This window comes from Amycolatopsis sp. lyj-90 (assembly GCF_046549035.1).
GTDB lineage: Bacteria > Actinomycetota > Actinomycetes > Mycobacteriales > Pseudonocardiaceae > Amycolatopsis.
Genome location: NZ_JAJPWP010000010.1, coordinates 277,959 through 295,688, shown reverse-complemented (window position 1 = coordinate 295,688; position 17,730 = coordinate 277,959). Strand labels below are relative to the sequence as shown.

The 17,730-nt window shown below is 67.0% G+C and carries 19 protein-coding genes; 10 read left to right on the top strand and 9 right to left on the bottom strand.

Going from position 1 to position 17,730, the window contains the following annotated elements; genetic code table 11:
- The first annotated feature begins 450 nt into the window (after positions 1–450).
- The 5 genes from sdhC to ACLJPX_RS34480 all read left to right on the top strand — a co-directional run bounded on the left by sdhC (position 451) and on the right by ACLJPX_RS34480 (position 4,989).
- On the top strand, positions 451–894 hold the full coding sequence (sdhC, locus tag ACLJPX_RS34500) for a succinate dehydrogenase, cytochrome b556 subunit (protein WP_101612306.1): 444 nt from the start codon (positions 451–453) through the stop codon (positions 892–894).
- Between the two features lie 2 nt (positions 895–896).
- Positions 897–1,310, top strand: coding sequence for a succinate dehydrogenase hydrophobic membrane anchor subunit (locus ACLJPX_RS34495; RefSeq protein WP_005165555.1), 414 nt, complete (start codon positions 897–899; stop codon positions 1,308–1,310).
- 29 nt (positions 1,311–1,339) lie between these two features.
- Entirely contained in the window at positions 1,340–3,094 is a 1,755-nt protein-coding gene (gene sdhA / locus ACLJPX_RS34490) for a succinate dehydrogenase flavoprotein subunit (RefSeq protein WP_410604544.1), read from the top strand.
- A complete protein-coding gene (locus tag ACLJPX_RS34485) occupies positions 3,094–3,864 on the top strand; it encodes a succinate dehydrogenase iron-sulfur subunit (protein ID WP_410604543.1) in 771 nt (256 codons plus the stop codon). The genes sdhA and ACLJPX_RS34485 overlap by 1 nt, the downstream gene beginning before the upstream one ends.
- A gap of 159 nt (positions 3,865–4,023) precedes the next feature.
- Positions 4,024–4,989 (top strand): hypothetical protein, encoded by a 966-nt coding sequence (locus ACLJPX_RS34480; RefSeq protein ID WP_410604542.1) that lies wholly within the window; start codon positions 4,024–4,026, stop codon positions 4,987–4,989.
- A 76-nt stretch (positions 4,990–5,065) separates the two neighbouring features.
- On the opposite strand, the gene ACLJPX_RS34475 is transcribed toward ACLJPX_RS34480, so the two are convergent.
- The 3 genes from ACLJPX_RS34475 to ACLJPX_RS34465 all read right to left on the bottom strand — a co-directional run bounded on the left by ACLJPX_RS34475 (position 5,066) and on the right by ACLJPX_RS34465 (position 8,156).
- On the bottom strand, positions 5,066–6,295 hold the full coding sequence (locus tag ACLJPX_RS34475) for a M14 family zinc carboxypeptidase (RefSeq protein WP_410604541.1): 1,230 nt from the start codon (positions 6,293–6,295) through the stop codon (positions 5,066–5,068).
- A gap of 114 nt (positions 6,296–6,409) precedes the next feature.
- Entirely contained in the window at positions 6,410–7,822 is a 1,413-nt protein-coding gene (locus tag ACLJPX_RS34470) for a S8 family peptidase (protein ID WP_410604540.1), read from the bottom strand.
- Between the two features lie 79 nt (positions 7,823–7,901).
- Complete coding sequence (locus ACLJPX_RS34465) at positions 7,902–8,156, bottom strand: SCO4848 family membrane protein (RefSeq protein WP_026467335.1); 255 nt, start codon at positions 8,154–8,156, stop codon at positions 7,902–7,904.
- 43 nt (positions 8,157–8,199) lie between these two features.
- On the opposite strand from ACLJPX_RS34465, the gene ACLJPX_RS34460 reads away from it, so the two are divergent.
- The gene (locus tag ACLJPX_RS34460) at positions 8,200–9,438 is read left to right on the top strand and encodes a D-alanyl-D-alanine carboxypeptidase family protein (protein WP_168214494.1); all 1,239 of its coding nucleotides are present in this window, start codon (positions 8,200–8,202) and stop codon (positions 9,436–9,438) included.
- Positions 9,439–9,571: 133 nt separating this feature from the next.
- Positions 9,572–9,808, top strand: a complete 237-nt coding sequence (locus ACLJPX_RS34455) for a hypothetical protein (RefSeq protein ID WP_410604539.1) — start codon at positions 9,572–9,574, stop codon at positions 9,806–9,808.
- Between the two features lie 4 nt (positions 9,809–9,812).
- On the opposite strand, the gene ACLJPX_RS34450 is transcribed toward ACLJPX_RS34455, so the two are convergent.
- Positions 9,813–10,835: a YhjD/YihY/BrkB family envelope integrity protein gene (locus tag ACLJPX_RS34450; protein ID WP_410604538.1), complete on the bottom strand. Its 1,023-nt coding sequence runs from the start codon at positions 10,833–10,835 to the stop codon at positions 9,813–9,815.
- A gap of 41 nt (positions 10,836–10,876) precedes the next feature.
- Positions 10,877–11,896 carry a tryptophan--tRNA ligase gene (gene trpS / locus ACLJPX_RS34445; RefSeq protein ID WP_410604537.1) on the bottom strand — a complete coding sequence of 340 codons (1,020 nt, stop codon included), beginning with the start codon at positions 11,894–11,896 and terminating at the stop codon, positions 10,877–10,879.
- Between the two features lie 163 nt (positions 11,897–12,059).
- Between trpS and ACLJPX_RS34440 the strand changes: the two genes are divergently transcribed.
- Complete coding sequence (locus ACLJPX_RS34440; protein ID WP_410604536.1) at positions 12,060–12,806, top strand: S1 family peptidase; 747 nt, start codon at positions 12,060–12,062, stop codon at positions 12,804–12,806.
- Positions 12,807–13,266: 460 nt separating this feature from the next.
- On the opposite strand, the gene ACLJPX_RS34435 is transcribed toward ACLJPX_RS34440, so the two are convergent.
- A complete protein-coding gene (locus tag ACLJPX_RS34435; protein ID WP_410604617.1) occupies positions 13,267–13,593 on the bottom strand; it encodes a hypothetical protein in 327 nt (108 codons plus the stop codon).
- 399 nt (positions 13,594–13,992) lie between these two features.
- On the opposite strand from ACLJPX_RS34435, the gene ACLJPX_RS34430 reads away from it, so the two are divergent.
- On the top strand, positions 13,993–14,871 hold the full coding sequence (locus tag ACLJPX_RS34430) for a glycoside hydrolase family 19 protein (protein WP_410604535.1): 879 nt from the start codon (positions 13,993–13,995) through the stop codon (positions 14,869–14,871).
- A gap of 59 nt (positions 14,872–14,930) precedes the next feature.
- On the opposite strand, the gene ACLJPX_RS34425 is transcribed toward ACLJPX_RS34430, so the two are convergent.
- Entirely contained in the window at positions 14,931–15,428 is a 498-nt protein-coding gene (locus ACLJPX_RS34425) for a MarR family winged helix-turn-helix transcriptional regulator (protein ID WP_410604534.1), read from the bottom strand.
- A gap of 64 nt (positions 15,429–15,492) precedes the next feature.
- Between ACLJPX_RS34425 and ACLJPX_RS34420 the strand changes: the two genes are divergently transcribed.
- Complete coding sequence (locus tag ACLJPX_RS34420) at positions 15,493–15,993, top strand: cupin domain-containing protein (RefSeq protein ID WP_410604616.1); 501 nt, start codon at positions 15,493–15,495, stop codon at positions 15,991–15,993.
- On the opposite strand, the gene ACLJPX_RS34415 is transcribed toward ACLJPX_RS34420, so the two are convergent.
- Positions 15,987–16,901, bottom strand: coding sequence for a hypothetical protein (locus tag ACLJPX_RS34415; protein WP_410604533.1), 915 nt, complete (start codon positions 16,899–16,901; stop codon positions 15,987–15,989). The two genes, ACLJPX_RS34420 and ACLJPX_RS34415, sit on opposite strands and share 7 nt — an antisense overlap.
- A 12-nt stretch (positions 16,902–16,913) precedes the next feature.
- Positions 16,914–17,720: an exodeoxyribonuclease III gene (locus ACLJPX_RS34410; RefSeq protein ID WP_410604532.1), complete on the bottom strand. Its 807-nt coding sequence runs from the start codon at positions 17,718–17,720 to the stop codon at positions 16,914–16,916.
- Between the last annotated feature and the right edge of the window lie 10 nt (positions 17,721–17,730).

The window sequence follows — 17,730 nt, the reverse complement described above, 5'->3', positions numbered from 1 at the left end:
AACGGCTGCTTAGCCGCCATAGGAAAGGCACGCTACGTAACACAAACGTTTACTCATGAGTCGTACGCGCGACGGAGGGAGTACTTACGGTGATCATTGCTGGCAGTACTCGGCCCCCTGGCCGCGTGAAGGCCCGAAGATCGTCACGCACCGTTCAGGGCCATCCGGCGGGCGACCTGTGACGACCGTCGCGTCCACAGTGGACGAACTGGTGAGTTACGCGGTCCCCCGTCACTCGATCGTGCGATGGCCTCGATGTCTGGTCCATCACACAGACGAACCCGGAGGTGAGCCCACCGTGAGGAGCGGGTCTAGCATCCCTTTTATCCACGCTCGATGACCATGATCTCGGCACCGTCGCCGGAGCCGTCCCCAGGTGGGCGACCCGGCGGCAGGCGCGGAAACCAGCGGTCAGCGGGCCCAAGCCATGACGTTGGAGGCCGTTCACCGATGTCCACCACGGCTAGCACCGCCTCTGAGGCGGCCGCGAGCGATCGGGCGGGTGCCTCACGCCGGCAGGGGACCTTCTACCGGGGCGACCCCGGTATGTGGTCCTGGGTGCTGCACCGCATCACCGGCGTGCTGACATTCTTCTTCCTCTTCGTGCACGTCCTCGACACCGCGCTCGTGCGCGTGTCGCCGGACACGTACAACGAGGTCATCGAGACCTACAAGACCCCGCTGGTCAACCTCCTCGAGGTCGGCCTGGTCGGCGCGGTGCTGTTCCACGCGCTCAACGGCATCCGGGTCATGCTGGTCGACTTCTGGGAGAAGGGACCGAAGTTCCAGAAGCCGATGCTCTGGACCATCCTGGCCATCTGGGTCGTGGTGATGATTCCCGGTGCCTTCTTCATGATGAAGCGCACCGTCGAGGTTATGTTCGGGGGGCACTGACCATGGCTGAACTCGCACTCGAGCGCCCGCGCGCACCGAAGCGCGCCGCCGCCCGCCGCAGCAATTTCGAGCTCTACAGCTGGCTGTTCATGCGCATCTCGGGCCTCGCCCTGATCGTGCTGGTGCTCGGCCACCTGTTCATCATGAACATCCTCGACGGCGGCGTGCACCGCATCAACTGGGGCTTCGTCGCCGGCCGCTGGGCTTCGCCGTTCTGGCAGTTCTGGGACCTGTCGATGCTGTGGCTCGCCGAAATCCACGGCGGCAACGGGCTGCGCACGATCATCGACGACTACGCCCGCAAGGACAGCACCCGGTTCTGGCTGAAGATCGTGCTCTACGTCTCGATGGTGCTCATCCTGGCCGTCGGCACGATGGTGATCTTCACCTTCGACCCAGGTATCTCGGCCAACTGACGCCCACCACACGTTAAGCGGAGTCCTCAATGCAGTTCCACAAGTACGACGTGGTGATCGTCGGCGCCGGAGGCGCCGGCATGCGCGCGGCCATCGAGTCCGGCCAGCGCACGCGCACCGCGGTCCTCACCAAGCTCTACCCGACGCGTTCGCACACCGGCGCCGCGCAGGGCGGCATGTGCGCCGCGCTGGCGAACGTCGAAGAGGACAACTGGGAGTGGCACACCTTCGACACGATCAAGGGCGGCGACTACCTGGTCGACCAGGACGCCGCCGAGATCATGGCGAAGGAAGCCATCGACGCGGTCCTCGACCTCGAGAAGATGGGCCTGCCGTTCAACCGGACGCCCGAGGGCAAGATCGACCAGCGCCGCTTCGGCGGGCACACCCGTGACCACGGCAAGGCCGCGGTGCGCCGCGCCTGCTACGCCGCGGACCGCACCGGGCACATGATCCTGCAGACGCTGTACCAGAACTGCGTCAAGCACGGCACCGAGTTCTACAACGAGTTCTACGTGCTCGACCTGGTGCTGACCCCGGACGAGAACGGCAACCCGGTCGCCTCCGGCGTCGTCGCTTACGAGCTGGCCACCGGCGAGCTGCACGTCTTCCAGGCGAAGTCGATCGTGTTCGCCACCGGCGGCGCGGGCAAGATCTTCAAGACGACGTCGAACGCGCACACCCTCACCGGTGACGGCCTCGGCATCATCTTCCGCAAGGGCCTGCCGCTGGAGGACATGGAGTTCTTCCAGTTCCACCCGACAGGTCTCGCCGGGCTCGGCATCCTCATCTCCGAGGCCGTGCGCGGTGAAGGCGGCATCCTCCGCAACGCCGACGGCGAGCGGTTCATGGAGCGCTACGCCCCGACGATCAAGGACCTCGCGCCGCGCGACATCGTCGCCCGGTCGATGGTGCAGGAAGTGCTGCAGGGCCGCGGTTGCGGTCCGAACAAGGACTACGTCGTCCTCGACGTCACGCACATCCCGGAAGAGACGCTGAACGCGAAGCTCCCGGACATCATGGAGTTCTCCCGGACGTACCTGGGCGTCGACCCGGTGACCGAGCCGGTGCCTGTGTTCCCGACCTGTCACTACGTGATGGGCGGAATCCCGACGAACATCCACGGCGAAGCGTTGCGGGACAACGAGAACGTCATCCCCGGCCTGTACGCCGCGGGTGAGGTGGCGTGCGTGTCCGTGCACGGCTCGAACCGCCTCGGCACCAACTCGCTGCTCGACATCAACGTCTTCGGGCGTCGCGCGGGCATCGCGGCCGCCGAGTACGCGCTGGCACACGACTTCGTCGAGCTGCCGGAGAACCCGACCACCATCGTCGAAGACCAGCTCTCGGGCCTGCTTTCGGAGCACGGCGACGAGCGCGTCGCCGACATCCGCACCGAACTGCAGCGGACGATGGACTCGCACGCTTCCGTGTACCGCACCGAGGACACACTGAAGCAGGCGCTGACCGACGTGCAGGCGCTCAAGGAGCGCTACGGCCGGATCACCGTGTCGGACAAGGGGAAGCGGTACAACACCGACGTCCTCGAAGCCGTCGAACTGGGCTTCCTGCTCGAACTCGCCGAAGTTCTCGTCGTCGGCGCCCTGGCGCGCAAGGAGTCCCGCGGCGGTCACGCCCGCGAGGACTACCCGAACCGCGACGACACGAACTTCATGCGGCACACCATGGCCTACAAGCAGGGCGAAGGCCTGGCGTCGGACATCCGTCTCGACTACAAGCCGGTGACCTTCACCCGCTACGAACCGATGGAGCGGAAGTACTGATGACCACGGCCACCCCCGAGAAGTCGGAGGCCGTGTCCTCCGACCACACGCCGATCACCGTCACGCTGAAGATCCTGCGGTTCAACCCCGAGGTCGACAACGAGCCGCACTGGGAGTCCTACGACGTCCCGGCGCAGCGCACCGACAGGCTGCTGAACCTGCTCTTCTACGTGAAGGACTACATCGACGGGACGTTCTCGTTCCGCCGGTCGTGCGCGCACGGCGTCTGTGGTTCCGACGCGATGCAGATCAACGGCATCAACCGCTTGGCGTGCAAGGTCCTGATGAAGGACCTGCTGGAGACCAACGGCAAGAAGACCACGATCACCATCGCGCCGATCAAGGGCCTGACGACGCTCAAGGACCTTTACGTCGACATGGACCCGTTCTTCGAGGCATACCGTGCGGTGAAGCCGTACCTGATCGCCTACGGGAACGAGCCCACGCGCGAGCGGATCCAGTCGCAGGCCGACCGCGACCGGTTCGACGACACGACCAAGTGCATCCTGTGCGCCTGCTGCACGTCCTCGTGCCCGGTGTACTGGAACGACGGCTCGTACTTCGGCCCGGCCGCGATCGTCAACGCGCACCGGTTCATCTTCGACTCGCGTGACGAAGGCGCCGAAGAGCGGCTCGACATCCTGAACGACTCCGAAGGCGTCTGGCGCTGCCGGACGACGTTCAACTGCACCGACGCCTGCCCGCGCGGCATCCAGGTCACCAAGGCGATCCAAGAGGTTAAGCGCGCGCTGCTCTTCAAGCGCGTCTAACGCCTGGCTCCAAGTACATGAAGGCCCCCTTCCTTGCGTTAGGCGCAAGGAAGGGGGCCTTCATGTACTTGGCAGGGAGTTATCCACAACAGGGCAGTTATCCACAGGTCGACAAATCAGCTCTGGTGAAGTGCTCGGTCCCGCACTCATGCTGGCCTTATGTCCAAAAGGGGGAGATGGGCTCAGCATCCCGAACTGCTGCTGGAGAGAAGTCGCAACGGTGTCGTTCGGGCAGCCGACTTGGAATGCCTGGAGATGAGCAGCAGGACGATCTACACCCGATGCCTGCCCGGCGGCCCATGGCAGCGCTTGTTGCCGGGCATAATCCTGCTGCACAGCAATGAACCGACGACCGAGCAACTCGTGACGGCCGGCCTCCTGCACGGCGGAGCGGACACGGTGGTCACCGGGACCGAAGCCTGTGTGCGGCACGGCCTGCGTCGGGCTGCGATGCCTTCGGATCCGGGCCTGCATCTACTCATCCCGCATGAGCGGAAGGTCCGCAGTACCGGCTTCGTGACGATGGAACGCACGATCCGGATGCCGGCTCCGGTCCTTCGCCATGGCGTGCCACTCGCGCCTTTGATCCGGGCCACCACCGACACGGCACGCCGGCTCAAGCACTCGGAGCAGGTCGACGCGCTCTTGATCGAAGCGATTCAAAACGGCGGATGCCATCCGAAGGCTCTGCTGCGCGAACTCGACCATGGCACACAACGAGGAACCGCGGTGCCGAGACGCATGTTGACCGGCTGGGTGGACATCCGCTCCATGGCGGAATCGCGGGCCAAATTGCTCGCCCAAGGTCTTCCCTCGCCACCGAGTCATTGGAACGCGGCGATCTACGACAGCACCGGTCGCTACCTCGGGCGTCCCGACGCTCTGTGGGAGGACATAGGTCTCGTTTGGGAAATCGACTCGTTCGAGTTCCATTTCCGCAAGGCGGACTACGCACGAACCATCGAGCGAAACACACGGTATGCCGCGGCAGGCCTCATCGTCGTGCAGACTCTGCCCTCGCGTCTGCGAGACGACCCGGAGGGAGTTCTCTCCGACCTCAACGCCGCACACGGTGTGGCGACGGCCCGGCCCCGACCAGACATTCACCTGTCCACTGCCGCCTGAAGTACATGAAGGCCCCCTTCCTTGCGCCTAACGCAAGGAAGGGGGCCTTCATGTACTTCAATCCTGGCAGAAACCCCTACTCCAGCACGCGTGCCGGTGCGGGTGCGAGTGCGGAGGAGTCGGCGGTACCGGGCAGCCGGTCGAAGGCCTCCGGATCGATGTACTCGACAGCGCCCGTGCTCACGTCCCGCAGCATGTTGTACAGCCCCGCCATCACCGCGCGCGTGAAGTGCTCCCGGTGCTGTTGCCCGAGCGTCTGCGTCTGGCCGCGCACCTCGAACAGCACCGTCCCCGTCCCGTTCAAGGCGAACGCACACCGCGCCTGCCCCGGCAGATCGCGATCCGGCGCGTGCGGATAACGCGCCCCGACGAACCCGCGCGACGTCATCCCGTTGAACCCGCTGATCGCCAGCTGCCGCGATTCGTCCTTTGTGTACACATCACGATACTTCGCGTATTTCTGGCCGGGCTCGAAGAACTTGTCGGGCAGCGGCGGGTAGTCGATGCCGACGTCGAGGAACCGGTTGCTGCCCTCCTGCCGGACGCATGCGCCTTGATGGTGCAGATCGACGTACACGTCAGGCACCTTCCCGCGCCGCGCGGTCAACTCGACGTACACCGAACGCAGCGCCCGCGCCTCGGGCGTGATGAACCAGCCCGGCTCGTCCGGCGCACCGGGGAAGTCCTCCGCGCGCGGGACGTAGTTCAGGTCCGGGTTGAAGTCCCGGTTGACGTCGAACCCGGGACGCTTCCGGTAGTCGTCACCCTGAAGGACGTCGCTGAGGTAGTTCCAGGCGGGCGGCCGGTCCTTGAGTTGCGGGAACCGCTGCTGGACCTCGGTCCACGACAGGTCGTTGCCGCGCCGGTCGAGTTCGGCGCCGTCCGGGTTCAGTTTCGGCACCGCGACGAACGTGATGGTCTTCCGCAGCCGCTCGGCGTCCCGCGACTCCGACGTGCCGAGGTAGTCGAGGATGCGCAGCAGCGCGTCGGTGCCGGTCTTCTCGTTCCCGTGGATCTCGCTGGAGACCACGAAGACCTTCGGCCCGGTCCCGACGCTCGCCTGGTGGATCACCCGCCCGCGAGTGGACCGCCCGACCTCCTTGACCGCCACCCGCCCCTTGCTCACGCGCTCGAGCCTGCCGAGTTCCCGCACCATCTCGCGATAGTCCGTGAACTCGTTGATGGGCAGCTCCCGCGGTTCCTCACTACAGGCCTGAACAGGCGCCGCCACCGCGGCAGGCGCGCTGACGAGCGGGAGCACCGCCAGGCCCACCATCACGGGAACCAACCGACCGAACACCGACATCGTGAACTCCCCACTGTCGAAGGTGTTCACAACGTAGCGAGGACGCAGTCGAAAGGGCCAGGAAAACGAAACGGGGCCGGCCCACGAACGTGGACCGGCCCCGTGACAGCCGAACTACTTCACCGCGTCCAGAGCGTTGACGCGGCCGTGGCCGTAGTACGAGTTGTCCTTCGCCGGGCCTTCACAGACCGGCGCGGCGGTGCCGCAAGCGATCGTGTCGGCCTGGTGCTCCAGCAGCCACCTCAGCGCGACGGGCGGAGCGTGGCGGTAGCGGGACGCGAGCAGCGCGGCGACACCGGCGGCGTGCGGGGACGCCATCGAGGTGCCGCACTTGGTGCCGTAGGCGCCGTTGAAGATCGTCGACAGCGGGCAACCGGCGCCCTGGCCGGTGGGCGGCAGCTGAGCGCGGTCGCCACCGGGAGCGGTGACCGAAACGTCGTTGCCGTAGTTGCTGTACGACGACTTCGAGCCCGCGTAGCCGATGGCCGAGACGTTGACGACGCCGTCGATGGCCTTGGGCAGGATCCCGCAGCTCTTGTCGACCGGGTGCGGCCGGTTCGGGTCCACGGTCTGCTTGTCCGGGTCGAAGCCGCTGTTGCCGGCGGCGGCGACGTTCAGGACACCGCGGCCGGTCGAGTAGGTCACCGCGCGGCGGACGGCCTCGAACGCGGCCGCGTCGCCCGGCTCCTTCGAGCAGTAGAACATGCCCGGGTCGATGTAGTAGCTGTTGTTCGTCACCGGGAAGCGGTGCTTCGCGGCCCACATGAACCCGCAGACGGCGGCTTCGGGGAGGATCAGGCCGTCGTCGTTCACGACCTTCACCGAGGCCAGCTTGACGCCGGGGGCGACGCCGGTGAAGCCGCGCGCGGTGTCCTTGCCCGCGATCGTGCCCGCGACGTGCGTGCCGTGGTCGGAGGTCGTCGGCGCCCAGGCGGCGGGCGTGGTGTCGGGGGCGCCCGTGTTGCAGCCCGCGGACGTCTTCGGGTCCAGGGCCGCCTTCAGCGCGGGGTGGGTGGGCTCGATGCCCGAGTCCAGCACGCCGACGGTCACCGAGCGGCTGCCACCGGAGACCTTGTTGGCCTCGGGAGCCTGGATCGCCCGCATGTCCCACTGCTGCGCCGACAGGTCCTCTTCGGCGGCGACGCTGGTGGTCTCTTCGTTCTCCTTGGTGTCGACCACGGCGGAGCGGGTCGACCTGGCCGAGGCCGCCGGCGGGAACGCCACGTCACGGCCGCCCGAGTAGGCGCGGAAAACGCCGATCTTCGCCTGGAAGTCGGCGTTGCGCGAGGTCGCCACCGCGACCCCGATCTCCGGGTAGTACGCCACCTTCTCGCCACACTTGGCGCGCAGCTCGGTGTCGACCTTGCGCTCCGGGGTACGCGGGTTGTAGAGCACCACGTAGTTGAACGGCGCGCTCGCGGTGTCGCACTGCGGTGCGGGCGCGGCACTCGCCGACGGGGCCGCGAAGACACTTCCCGCCGCCGCCGCGACGAGCGCGGGGACGAGCAGGCGTCTGATCCGGGACATTCCACCTCCATGATTCGGTGAGGTGAACGTTAGGGAGCCGACGCCGGGCCCACCACCGTCAAAAGGACGACAAACCCGATCAGGCGTCAGCCTTTTCCGCGTCCCGTGACTTGGCGCCACGAAGCGTGCGCAGACCGATCAAACCGATGATGGTGCCGAGCACGAACGAGACGACCGTCAACACCGCGTGCACGATGAAGTACGCGGTGGGCGAGCCGTCGGCGGCCCAGGCGCGGTCGCTGTCCCAGAGGTTCTTGGCGAACGTGATCCAGATGATCCACGACCACACGCCGAAACCCAGCAGGAACATCGAAGTACCTCGCGAAATGCGCATGCCCCTGAGTATGAACCGGGCCCGGCGACGCTACATTGCTCGGGTGCACAGCGCTATCTCCCGGTCGCTCATGGTCCTCGTTTCCGGTGTGCTCGCCCTCGCGGTGACGCCGGTGGCCACAGCCGCGCCGAAGCCACCAGCCCAGGCGCAGCCGTGCGCGAACAAGACGACGCCTCCCGCGCCCATCGACACCTCCGAGAAGCCGCGCCCCGGCGAGGTCGTGCCGGAGCCGTTGCCGGTTCCGCCGGTCCCGGTGGGTGGCGACCGGATGGCCGAATGCGGACTCGTGCTCCCGAAGCGCGCGCTGAACCCGCCCGAAGGATCCACCGCCGCGTCCTGGGTGCTGCAGGACCTCGAAACCGGCGACATCATCGCGGCGAAGGACCCGCACGCCCGTCAGCGGCCGGCGTCGCTGATCAAAACCCTGCTCGGGCTGGTCGTGGTCACCGAGCTTCCGCCGAACAAGGTCATCACCCCGACCAAGGAGGACGCCGAGCAGGAGTGCACCTGTGTCGGCATCGCCGCCGGCGGTCAGTACACAGTGGACCAACTGCTGCACGGGCTGCTGATGCATTCCGGCAACGACGCGGCGCACGCGCTCTCCACCGTGCTCGGTGGTGTCGACGCCACCCTCGCGAAGATGAACGCGTTGGCGCTCCGCATCGGCGCCACGGACACGCGGGCCGCGACGCCGTCCGGGCTCGACGGCCCCGGCATGTCGACCTCGGCCTACGACATGAGCCTGATCTTCCACCACGCGATGAAACAGCCGGAATTCGCGAAGGTGGTCAAGACCAAGAGCTTCGAAATCCCGCCCACCGCGGGAAAGCCGGTCATCACGGTCTACAACGACAACAAGCTCCTCGGCGTTTATCCCGGATTCCTCGGCGGAAAGACCGGTTTCACCGACGACTCGCGCCACACCTACGTCGGCGGCGCTCTCCAGAACGGCCACCGGGTCGCGGTCGTGATGCTCCGCGCCGAGCAGCGTCCGACGCGGGTCACCGAACAGGCCGCGAAACTTCTCGACTACGGCATCGCGCTGCGCGAGGCCAAGGCCGAATCGGTCGGGCGGATCGACTACAAACCGGCGGAAGCCGTGAACCCGGAAGTGGCCAAACCCGCTCCGAACGGTGACGGCACATCGAACAGCGGCGCCGCCGCCGCGGCGGAAGACCCGTTCGGAGTGACGGGCTGGATCATCACCCTGGTCGTCTTCCTGATCATCGTGGCTTCGTTCGTCATCGGTCACCAGCGCAAAAAGGCGTTGTCCGGGAACTGAACGGCCCGGAACGTGAAATCGGCGGACAGCGACGGCTCCGGCCGCTAACCTTTCGGTCTCCACCTGCGAGCCGTTCGGGGGACGGCCGCGGGTGTCCCCGATTTCACGTACTCATTTCCGAGGTGTTTTCTCCATGCAGAGACTCGCGTTCCTGTTCATCCTGCTCGGTTTCGGCTCGGTCGCGCTGACCTACACCGACCGTCAGTTCGTCCTGCTGATGTGGGCCGAGGACTACCAGCCGGTGCTCGGCATCGCCGTCGGCGTTCTCGGTGTCGTCCTGCTCGTCGCGGGCTTCGTCCGCAAGAACAAGGCCGCGCAGGCCGAGCCGGCGCCCGTCGCCCAGCAGGTTCCGCAGCAGCCCGGCCAGTAGCCGGTCAGGACTTCCGGCGGCCGAGCCAGCCCAGAAGCGCTCCGGTCGCGAAAGCCCCGCCGACGGCACCGAGCCCCGGCCCCTGCTGGACGGTCACCCTCGGGTGAATGGACACGGGGGCCGGCGGCTCGATGACCGTCGACATGTTCTCCTTCGCCGTCGCGGTCCACGCGGTGACGAACAACAGGAACCTCGAGACCAGGTTCGCGAAAACCAGCAGGCCGATCACCGGGCCGAACAAGGTGAACGCCGGTGATTTCGTGACGCTGCCGAGGTAGAGGGTCGCGCCCTGCTGGAGCACGACGAACCCCACGGCGGCGAAGATCGCGCCCTTGACAGCGCTGCGCAGCGCGACGTGCTCGCGCGGAAGCCTCGCGATGACCCACAGGAACACCAGCGTGTTCGCGAGCAGACCGAGCAGGATCGTCGCGACCTTCAGCAGGAACACGGCCCAGCTCTGGTCCTGCAGACCGACCAGTTCGAGCAGGAACCGCCCGATGCCGCTGCCCGCCGCGGTGAGACCGAACGAGACCACCAGCGCGACGCCGAGCCCGACCAGCGACAGCAGGTCCTTGATCGTCGTCGAAACCAGCGGCAGCTGCTTCTTTTCCTGGCCCCATTGGGCGGTCAGCGCGTCACGCAGGTTCGTCATCCAGCCGACGCCGGAGTACAGCGCGAGCACCAGACCGAAGATCCCGATGCCGCCGCCGGACTTCAGCGCCGCACCGACGATGCCGCCGACCAGATCGCGCAGGCCGTCGGGCACCGATTTGTTGATGCCGTCGGTGATCTGGTTGAGCACCGTCTGATCGCCGGCGACCACGAGCCCGATGACCGCGAAGGCGACCATCAGGATCGGGATCACCGAAAGCACGCTGAAGTAGGTGATAGCCGCGGCGTAATGGTTGCCGTAGCGCTCGGTGAAGGCGTCGTTCGCCCGGATGAGGTGATCGAGCCAGCCGTACTTCCGCCTCAAGCGCGGTAGCAGCTTGTCCTCGTCCGGCTTCGCGCCGTCATCTTTCGCCACCTGTTGACGCTAACCACGTCAACCGACGCTCGCAGCGCGAATCAGCCTGCCGGGGGAAGGAATCCGATGTTCTCGTAGACGTTCCGCAAAGTCACCGAAGCGACTTCCCGTGCCCGCTGCGCTCCGAGGGCCAGCGCCTTGTCGAGCTCGGCGACGTCGTCCATGTAGGACTGGACGCGTTCCTGGACCGGAGTGACCCAGTCGACGAACGCCTCGGCGACGCCCTTCTTCAGGTCGCCGTAGCCCTTGCCCTCGAAGGCGGTTTCGAGTTCGGCGACCGGCTGGTCGGTCAGCGCGGAGAGGATCGTCAGCAGGTTGGAGACGCCCGGCTTGTTCTCGGTGTCGAAGACGATCTCGCGGCCGGTGTCGGTGACCGCCGAGCGGACCTTCTTCGCCGACTTCTTCGGGTCTTCGAGCAGCTCGATGAGGCCGTTGCCGGTCGACGAGGACTTGCTCATCTTCGCGGTCGGATCCTGCAGGTCGTAGATCTTCGCCGTGTCCTTGACGATATGCGGCTCCGGCACGGTGAACGTCTTGCCGTAGCGGTTGTTGAACCGCTGCGCGAGGTTGCGCGTCAGCTCCAGGTGCTGCCGCTGGTCCTCGCCGACGGGGACCTCGTTCGCCTGGTACAGCAGGATGTCCGCGGCCTGCAGGACCGGGTAGGTGAACAGGCCGACGCTGGCGCGATCCGTGCCCTGTTTCGCGGCCTTGTCCTTGAACTGCGTCATCCGGCTCGCCTCGCCGAACCCGGTCTGGCACTCCAGCACCCAGCTCAGCTGGGCGTGCTCGGGCACCTGGCTCTGGACGAACAGCGCGCTGCGGGCCGGGTCGACGCCGAGCGCGAGCAGCTGCGCGGCCGAGCGGCGCGTGCGGTCCCGCAGCACCTTCGGGTCCTGCTCGACGGTGATCGCGTGCAGGTCGACGACCATGTAGAAGGTGTCGTGGGTGTCCTGCAGCCGTACCCATTGCCGCAGCGCACCCAGGTAGTTGCCCAGGTGGAACGAGTCGGCGGTCGGCTGGATCCCGGAGAGCACCCGCGGGCGCTTCAGTTCGTCGGACACGCCCGGATTCTCTCAGGCCACGCCGCGGCGGGTCATCCGGCCTCGCCCCGGCCGAAAGGTCTAAACGGTTAAACGCCACATACTTCCGACGGTTCTGGGCGCGGTGTCCGATTCCTAGCGTTCATGGCACCGGATCTTCCGGCCACACCGAAGGAGAACCCAGATGAAGGCACGATCCCTGCTGATGGGCTTGGCCATCGCGGCTGCGGCCGTGTTCACGCTCCCCGGCGCCGCGACGGCAGCCGAGCCCACCGGCGGCGTCCAGCCGAACATCGTCGGCGGCGGCAACGCGACGCAGGTCTATTCGTTCATGGTGTCCCAGCAGTCGAGCGGCGGCGGGCACCAGTGTGGTGGGTCATTGATCAGCTCGACCTGGGTGGTCACCGCGAAGCACTGCGGCACGCCGTACCAGGTGCGGGTCGGAACCACGAACCGCACCAGCGGCGGCACCGTGGCCCGCGTGGCCCAGCGGATCGCCCACCCGAGCGCCGACCTGGCGCTGCTGCGTCTCTCGACGGCGGTTTCGCAGGCGCCGGTCACGATCGCCGACGCGTCCGGGGCCGTCGGCACCGCGACGCGGATCATCGGCTGGGGCCAGACCTGCGCCCCGCAGGGCGGCTGTGGTGCCCCGGTCACCCTGCAGCAGCTGGACACCTCGATCGTCGCCGACAACCGTTGTCTCGGCATCAGCGGCGCGAGCGAGATCTGCACCAACAACCCCGGCGGGAACAAGGGCGCCTGCTACGGCGACTCTGGCGGCCCGCAGGTGAAGCAGGTCAACGGTGTCTGGCAGCTGGTCGGCGCCACGAGCCGCGCCGGGAACAACAGCAGCACCTGCGCGACCGGGCCGTCGATCTACGTGGACGTCCCCTACTTCCGCAGCTGGATCCGCACCAACTCCGGAGTCTGACCCGGCCCCCGCGTCGCCCCACCGCCCCCTGGGGCGACGCGGTCCCAGCCGGTTCAACAAGGAACCGTGAGGTAGTTCGAAGAGCCGCTCCAGCAGCGCGACCGCCTTCAGGGAGTCGCACCGCTCGGGGCGGCTTCTTCCTGTTCGCCAGTAGCTCAGGGTCGCGACACTGACCTTGACGCCCTGCTGGGCGAGCCGGTGCCGGATCCGGTCGAGTCCAAGGCCGCTGTCGGTGATCGCCCGGTCCAAGGCACGCGGGAAGGGGTCACCGGGCCGGCTGCGACGCCGCGTCACCGTCATGCACCCGAGCGTGGCGATCAGCGAGCGCCTAAACAATCCGGGCGGGACTAGGTGCCCCTACTCAACAAATCCAGCGCGTCGCCTTTCGCGGGCTAATCGCGATCCGGGGGGCGGATCGCGTTTAGCGGGCTAAACGCGATCCGCGACGAGAAGACGCAGGTCAGGGACGCTGCGGGCGGGCGAGGGCGTCGCGCTCGGCGAGGACGGCCTCGGCCATCGCGGCGACATCCGGGCCGGTGGGCTGGACGGGAACGGGGGCGGCATTGGCCGCGGCGCGGGCCTTCCGGCGCTGCCGGAACACCCCGAAGGCCATGCCGACGATGCCGAGCGCGACGGCGATCAGGCCGACCGGGCCCAAGAGACCGAACGCCATCTCCGCGCGCGACGTCGACTCCGCGGCCGACGCCGGGACAGCGCCCGCGACGAGCAGCGCGGCCGGGACCGCGATGACCGCCGCCACCCTGGCCGAGGCCAGGGCCGACCGCATCAGGAGATGAACTGGGTTCCGCACCGGAGTGCCTCCCGTGACGTGACTTTGCTGAACCGGAACGCTAACCCGAAAGAGTGAGCATTTCCAGGTTGCTGGTCAAAAAACTACCGAGCGTGTCAAGACCTGTGGGTTCTGATCAACTCGGGGCACGAGACTAGCCCCTCACAGGGGGGATCTTTCGAGCACCCCTCGTCTCAGAGTTGCCATGCCCCGAAACGGTTTCTGACAAAACCGGACAGGGTTAGGCCGTTCGGATGTCGCCACAGGGCCGAACAGGGACTATCCGACTTTCACCGGTTGGTTTCTTGTCCGCAATGGTCTATACCTGTTGGCCATACCCCTTAAAAGGTATAGACCAATCTCCCTGCATGGTCCCCTCGTACGAAGGAGCCACCGATGTCTCTTCGACGCATTCTCGCGGCGGTCGCCGCCACCTTCGCCGCCACCACGGTCGCCGTGGTCGTCCCGGCCCAGTCCGCCTCCGCCGCGGACTGCGTGGCACCGTGGAACGCGAGCTCGGTCTACTGGGGCGGCAACTCCGCCTCCCACAACGGGCACAACTGGTCCGCGAAATGGTGGACGCAGAACGAAACCCCGGGTACGGCGCAGGTATGGGCCGATCAGGGCACCTGTGGCGGCGGTTCGCAGAACCCGTCCGGTTTCGTGGTCAGCGAAGCCCAGTTCAACCAGATGTTCCCGAGCCGGAACTCCTTCTACACCTACAACGGCCTGGTCACCGCTCTCAGCGCGTACCCGGCCTTCGCGGGCACCGGCAGCGACACCGTCAAGAAGCAGGAGGCGGCGGCCTTCCTGGCGAACGTCAGCCACGAGACCGGCGGCCTGGTCCACGTCGTCGAGCAGAACCAGGCGAACTACCCGCACTACTGCGACACGAGCCAGTCCTACGGCTGCCCGGCGGGCAACGCCGCGTACTACGGCCGCGGCCCGATCCAGCTGAGCTGGAACTTCAACTACAAGGCCGCCGGCGACGCGCTGGGCCTGCCGCTGCTGACCAACCCGTGGCTGGTGCAGAACGACGCGGCCGTCGCCTGGAAGACCGGCATCTGGTACTGGATGACGCAGAACGGCCCCGGCACGATGACCCCGCACGACGCGATGGTCAACAGCCGCGGCTTCGGCGAGACCATCCGCAGCATCAACGGGAGCCTCGAGTGCAACGGTGGTAACCCCGGCCAGGTCCAGAGCCGCGTGAACAAGTACCAGCAGTTCACCGGCATCCTCGGCGTCAACCCCGGTGGCAACCTGTCCTGCTGACCCACCCGAAGAGCTGAAGGGGCCCTTCACCGCATGCGATGCGGCGAAGGGCCCCTTCGTCACTCAAGGGAGTTCAGCAGCCGCCGCAACGAGGCGTCCAGGACGCCGAGATCCTCGCCCAGCGGCGAAAGCAGCTTCGCGACGTTCGCGGTGTGCTCGGTCATCGCGGCGTCGACGACCTCGAACCCGCGCTCGGTCAGCGTGACCCGGAAGCTGCGCCGGTCCTCGGGGTCGAGCGCGCGCTCGACCAGCCCCGCCGACTCGAGCCTGTCGATCCGGCTGGTCATCCCGGCCCTGGACATCATCAGCGTCGCCGACAGCTCCGACGGGATGAGCGTGTACGGCTTCCCCGACCGCCTAAGCGCCGCGAGCACGTCGAACTCACCCTGCTTCAAGCCATGTTTCACGAACACGGCTTCCACCATCGGCGTGGTCAGCAGTACCGCGCGGCCGAGCCGCCCGGCGACCCCGATCGCGGTCAAGTCCAGTTCCGGTCGCTCACGCCGCCAGGCGCCGACCACCGCGTCGATCGCGTCGGCGTTTCGCTCTTCGTTCACGGGCCCAGTCTATTCGACGGGAGATAGTTTGACAGCGAACTATCAGCAGTGGAACTATCTGGGCATGAACCAGCGCATCGAAACCCGCGAACCCGTCCTCGTCCGCGCAGACGAAGCCGAAACCGTCGGCGCGGCCCCCACACTCGTCACCCTGCTAGCCGACGTCTCGACCACAGGCGGAGTGATGAGCAGTGCGAGAACACAACTAGGCGTCGGCGCCGATGGAGCGGCGCCGCACTATCACACCGGCTCGTCCGAGATGTTCTTCATGCTCGGAGGAAAGCTGGAAGTCCTTGTGGGAGAAGAGATCGTCACCGTTTCCGAGGGCGACATGCTCGTCGTCCCACCGCTGACCACGCACGCCTTCCGCGCGACCGTGGACTCCTCGGCGGACGTGCTGATCGTGTTCATCCCCGGCGTGGAACGGTTCGACTACTTCCGGCTCCTGGAGAAGGTCGGGCACGGCAAAGCGACCGTCCAGGATCTCTTGGACAGCCAGGAAAAATTCGACAACCACTTCACCGAGAGTCCAGTGTGGACGGAGACCGCGAAGGCCCGTCAGTAGCCGCGCGGCGGGTATCCCGGCGGCGGTCCGTACGGCCCGGGCGGCGGATACTGCTGCGGTGGATATCCGGGCTGCGGGTACTGCGGTTGCGGATAGTGGGGCGGCGGGTACTGCGGCTGTGGGTACTGGGGCGGCGGATATCCGGGCTGGTACGGCTGCTGGCCGTACTGCGGCGGAGGCGGATGTTGCTGCGGGTAACCGGGATTCTGCGGTGGATACGGCTGCTGCGGATACTGGGGCTGCTGCGGAGGTGGCGCGGCGGGCTGCCCGCCACCGAGGTGGAACGGCAGCACCGAAACCAGCTGCGCGAGCCTGCCCAGCGTCGCGAGCACCTCGTCCGGTTTGGTCCGGCCGAACGTCGGATTCTCGACATAGACCAGTTCCGCCCCCACCAGCGACCACGTGTGCAGCTTCGACGACCGCATCAGGCCGGCGACCTGCGGTGTGAGCACCTGGACCGCGACGTTCGGATCCGTGTCGATCAGCTTGTACCAGCGGTTGAACTTCCGGTCCGCCGTGGCGGGCTCGGGGTACTGCTCGACGTCCCAAGCGGATTCGATACTCGACACGATCTGGAAGTTCGGCATCGGCGCGGGCAGGGTGATCACCCAGACCGAGTCGATCGAGAGCGTGTCGAGTTCGTTGACCTTCTTGTTCGTCCACCGGGTGTGCACGCTCGTGACCGTCGGGCGGCGGTGGTAGTCGAAAACGTTGAACCGCAACCCTTGGTAGGCACCGCTCAGCGCGCCGAACGCGATCCGCTTGTCCCCGCGCTGGTTGAACGGCAGCACCGTCCAGCGTTCCAGGAGGTTCGGCGCGTCCGGGCTGAACTCCCACCCGTACTGACCGGACATCGCGTAGCGCTCGGCGTTCGTCGCCTCGATCCGCTTGGCTTCGTTCGTTTCCATGACCGGACCAGGCTAGCTGGAATAGGTCGCGGTCACCGGCGCGTGATCCGACCAGCGCTGGTCGTAGGACTCGGCGCGCTCGACCACGACGGAGGTGCACCGCTCGGCGAGGCCGGGGGTGGCGATCTGACAGTCGATACGCCAGCCCGAGTCGTTGTCGAACGCCTTCCCGCGGTACGACCACCAGGTATACGGGCCGGGGCCTTCCGGATCGAGTTTGCGCTGCACGTCGACGTAACCGGCCTCGGTGAACACGCGGCCGAGCCACTCGCGCTCCTCCGGCAGGAAGCCCGAGCTCTTCTGGTTCCCGCGCCAGTTCTTCAGGTCGCTGTTCTCGTAGGCGATGTTCCAGTCGCCCACGACGACGACCTCACGGCCGTCGGCCGCCGCCTTGGCGCGCAAGTCGACGAGGTACGGCAAGAACGCCGCCATGAAGCGTTCCTTCTCGTCCTGACGCGGGGTGCCGACGTCGCCACTGGGCAGGTACAGGCTCGCGACCACGACGTTCGGCAGGTGGATCTCGGCGTAGCGGCCGCTGTCCTCGAATTCCGGCTCGCCGAAACCGATGCGGACCTCGTCCGGCTCGGCACGGCTGAAGAGCATGACGCCGTTGCGCCCCTTCTGCGCCGACGGCGCGTGCACCACGTGCCAGCCTTCGGGCGCGGCGGCACCGGCCGGGAGCTCCTTGAGCTCGGCCCGTACCTCCTGGCAGGCGACGACGTCGGCTTTGGTGGAGCCGAGCCACTCGATGAAGCCCTTTTTCGCGGCGGCGCGGAGGCCGTTGACATTCACAGTGGAGACGGTCAGCACCCTTCGCACGCTACCCGGA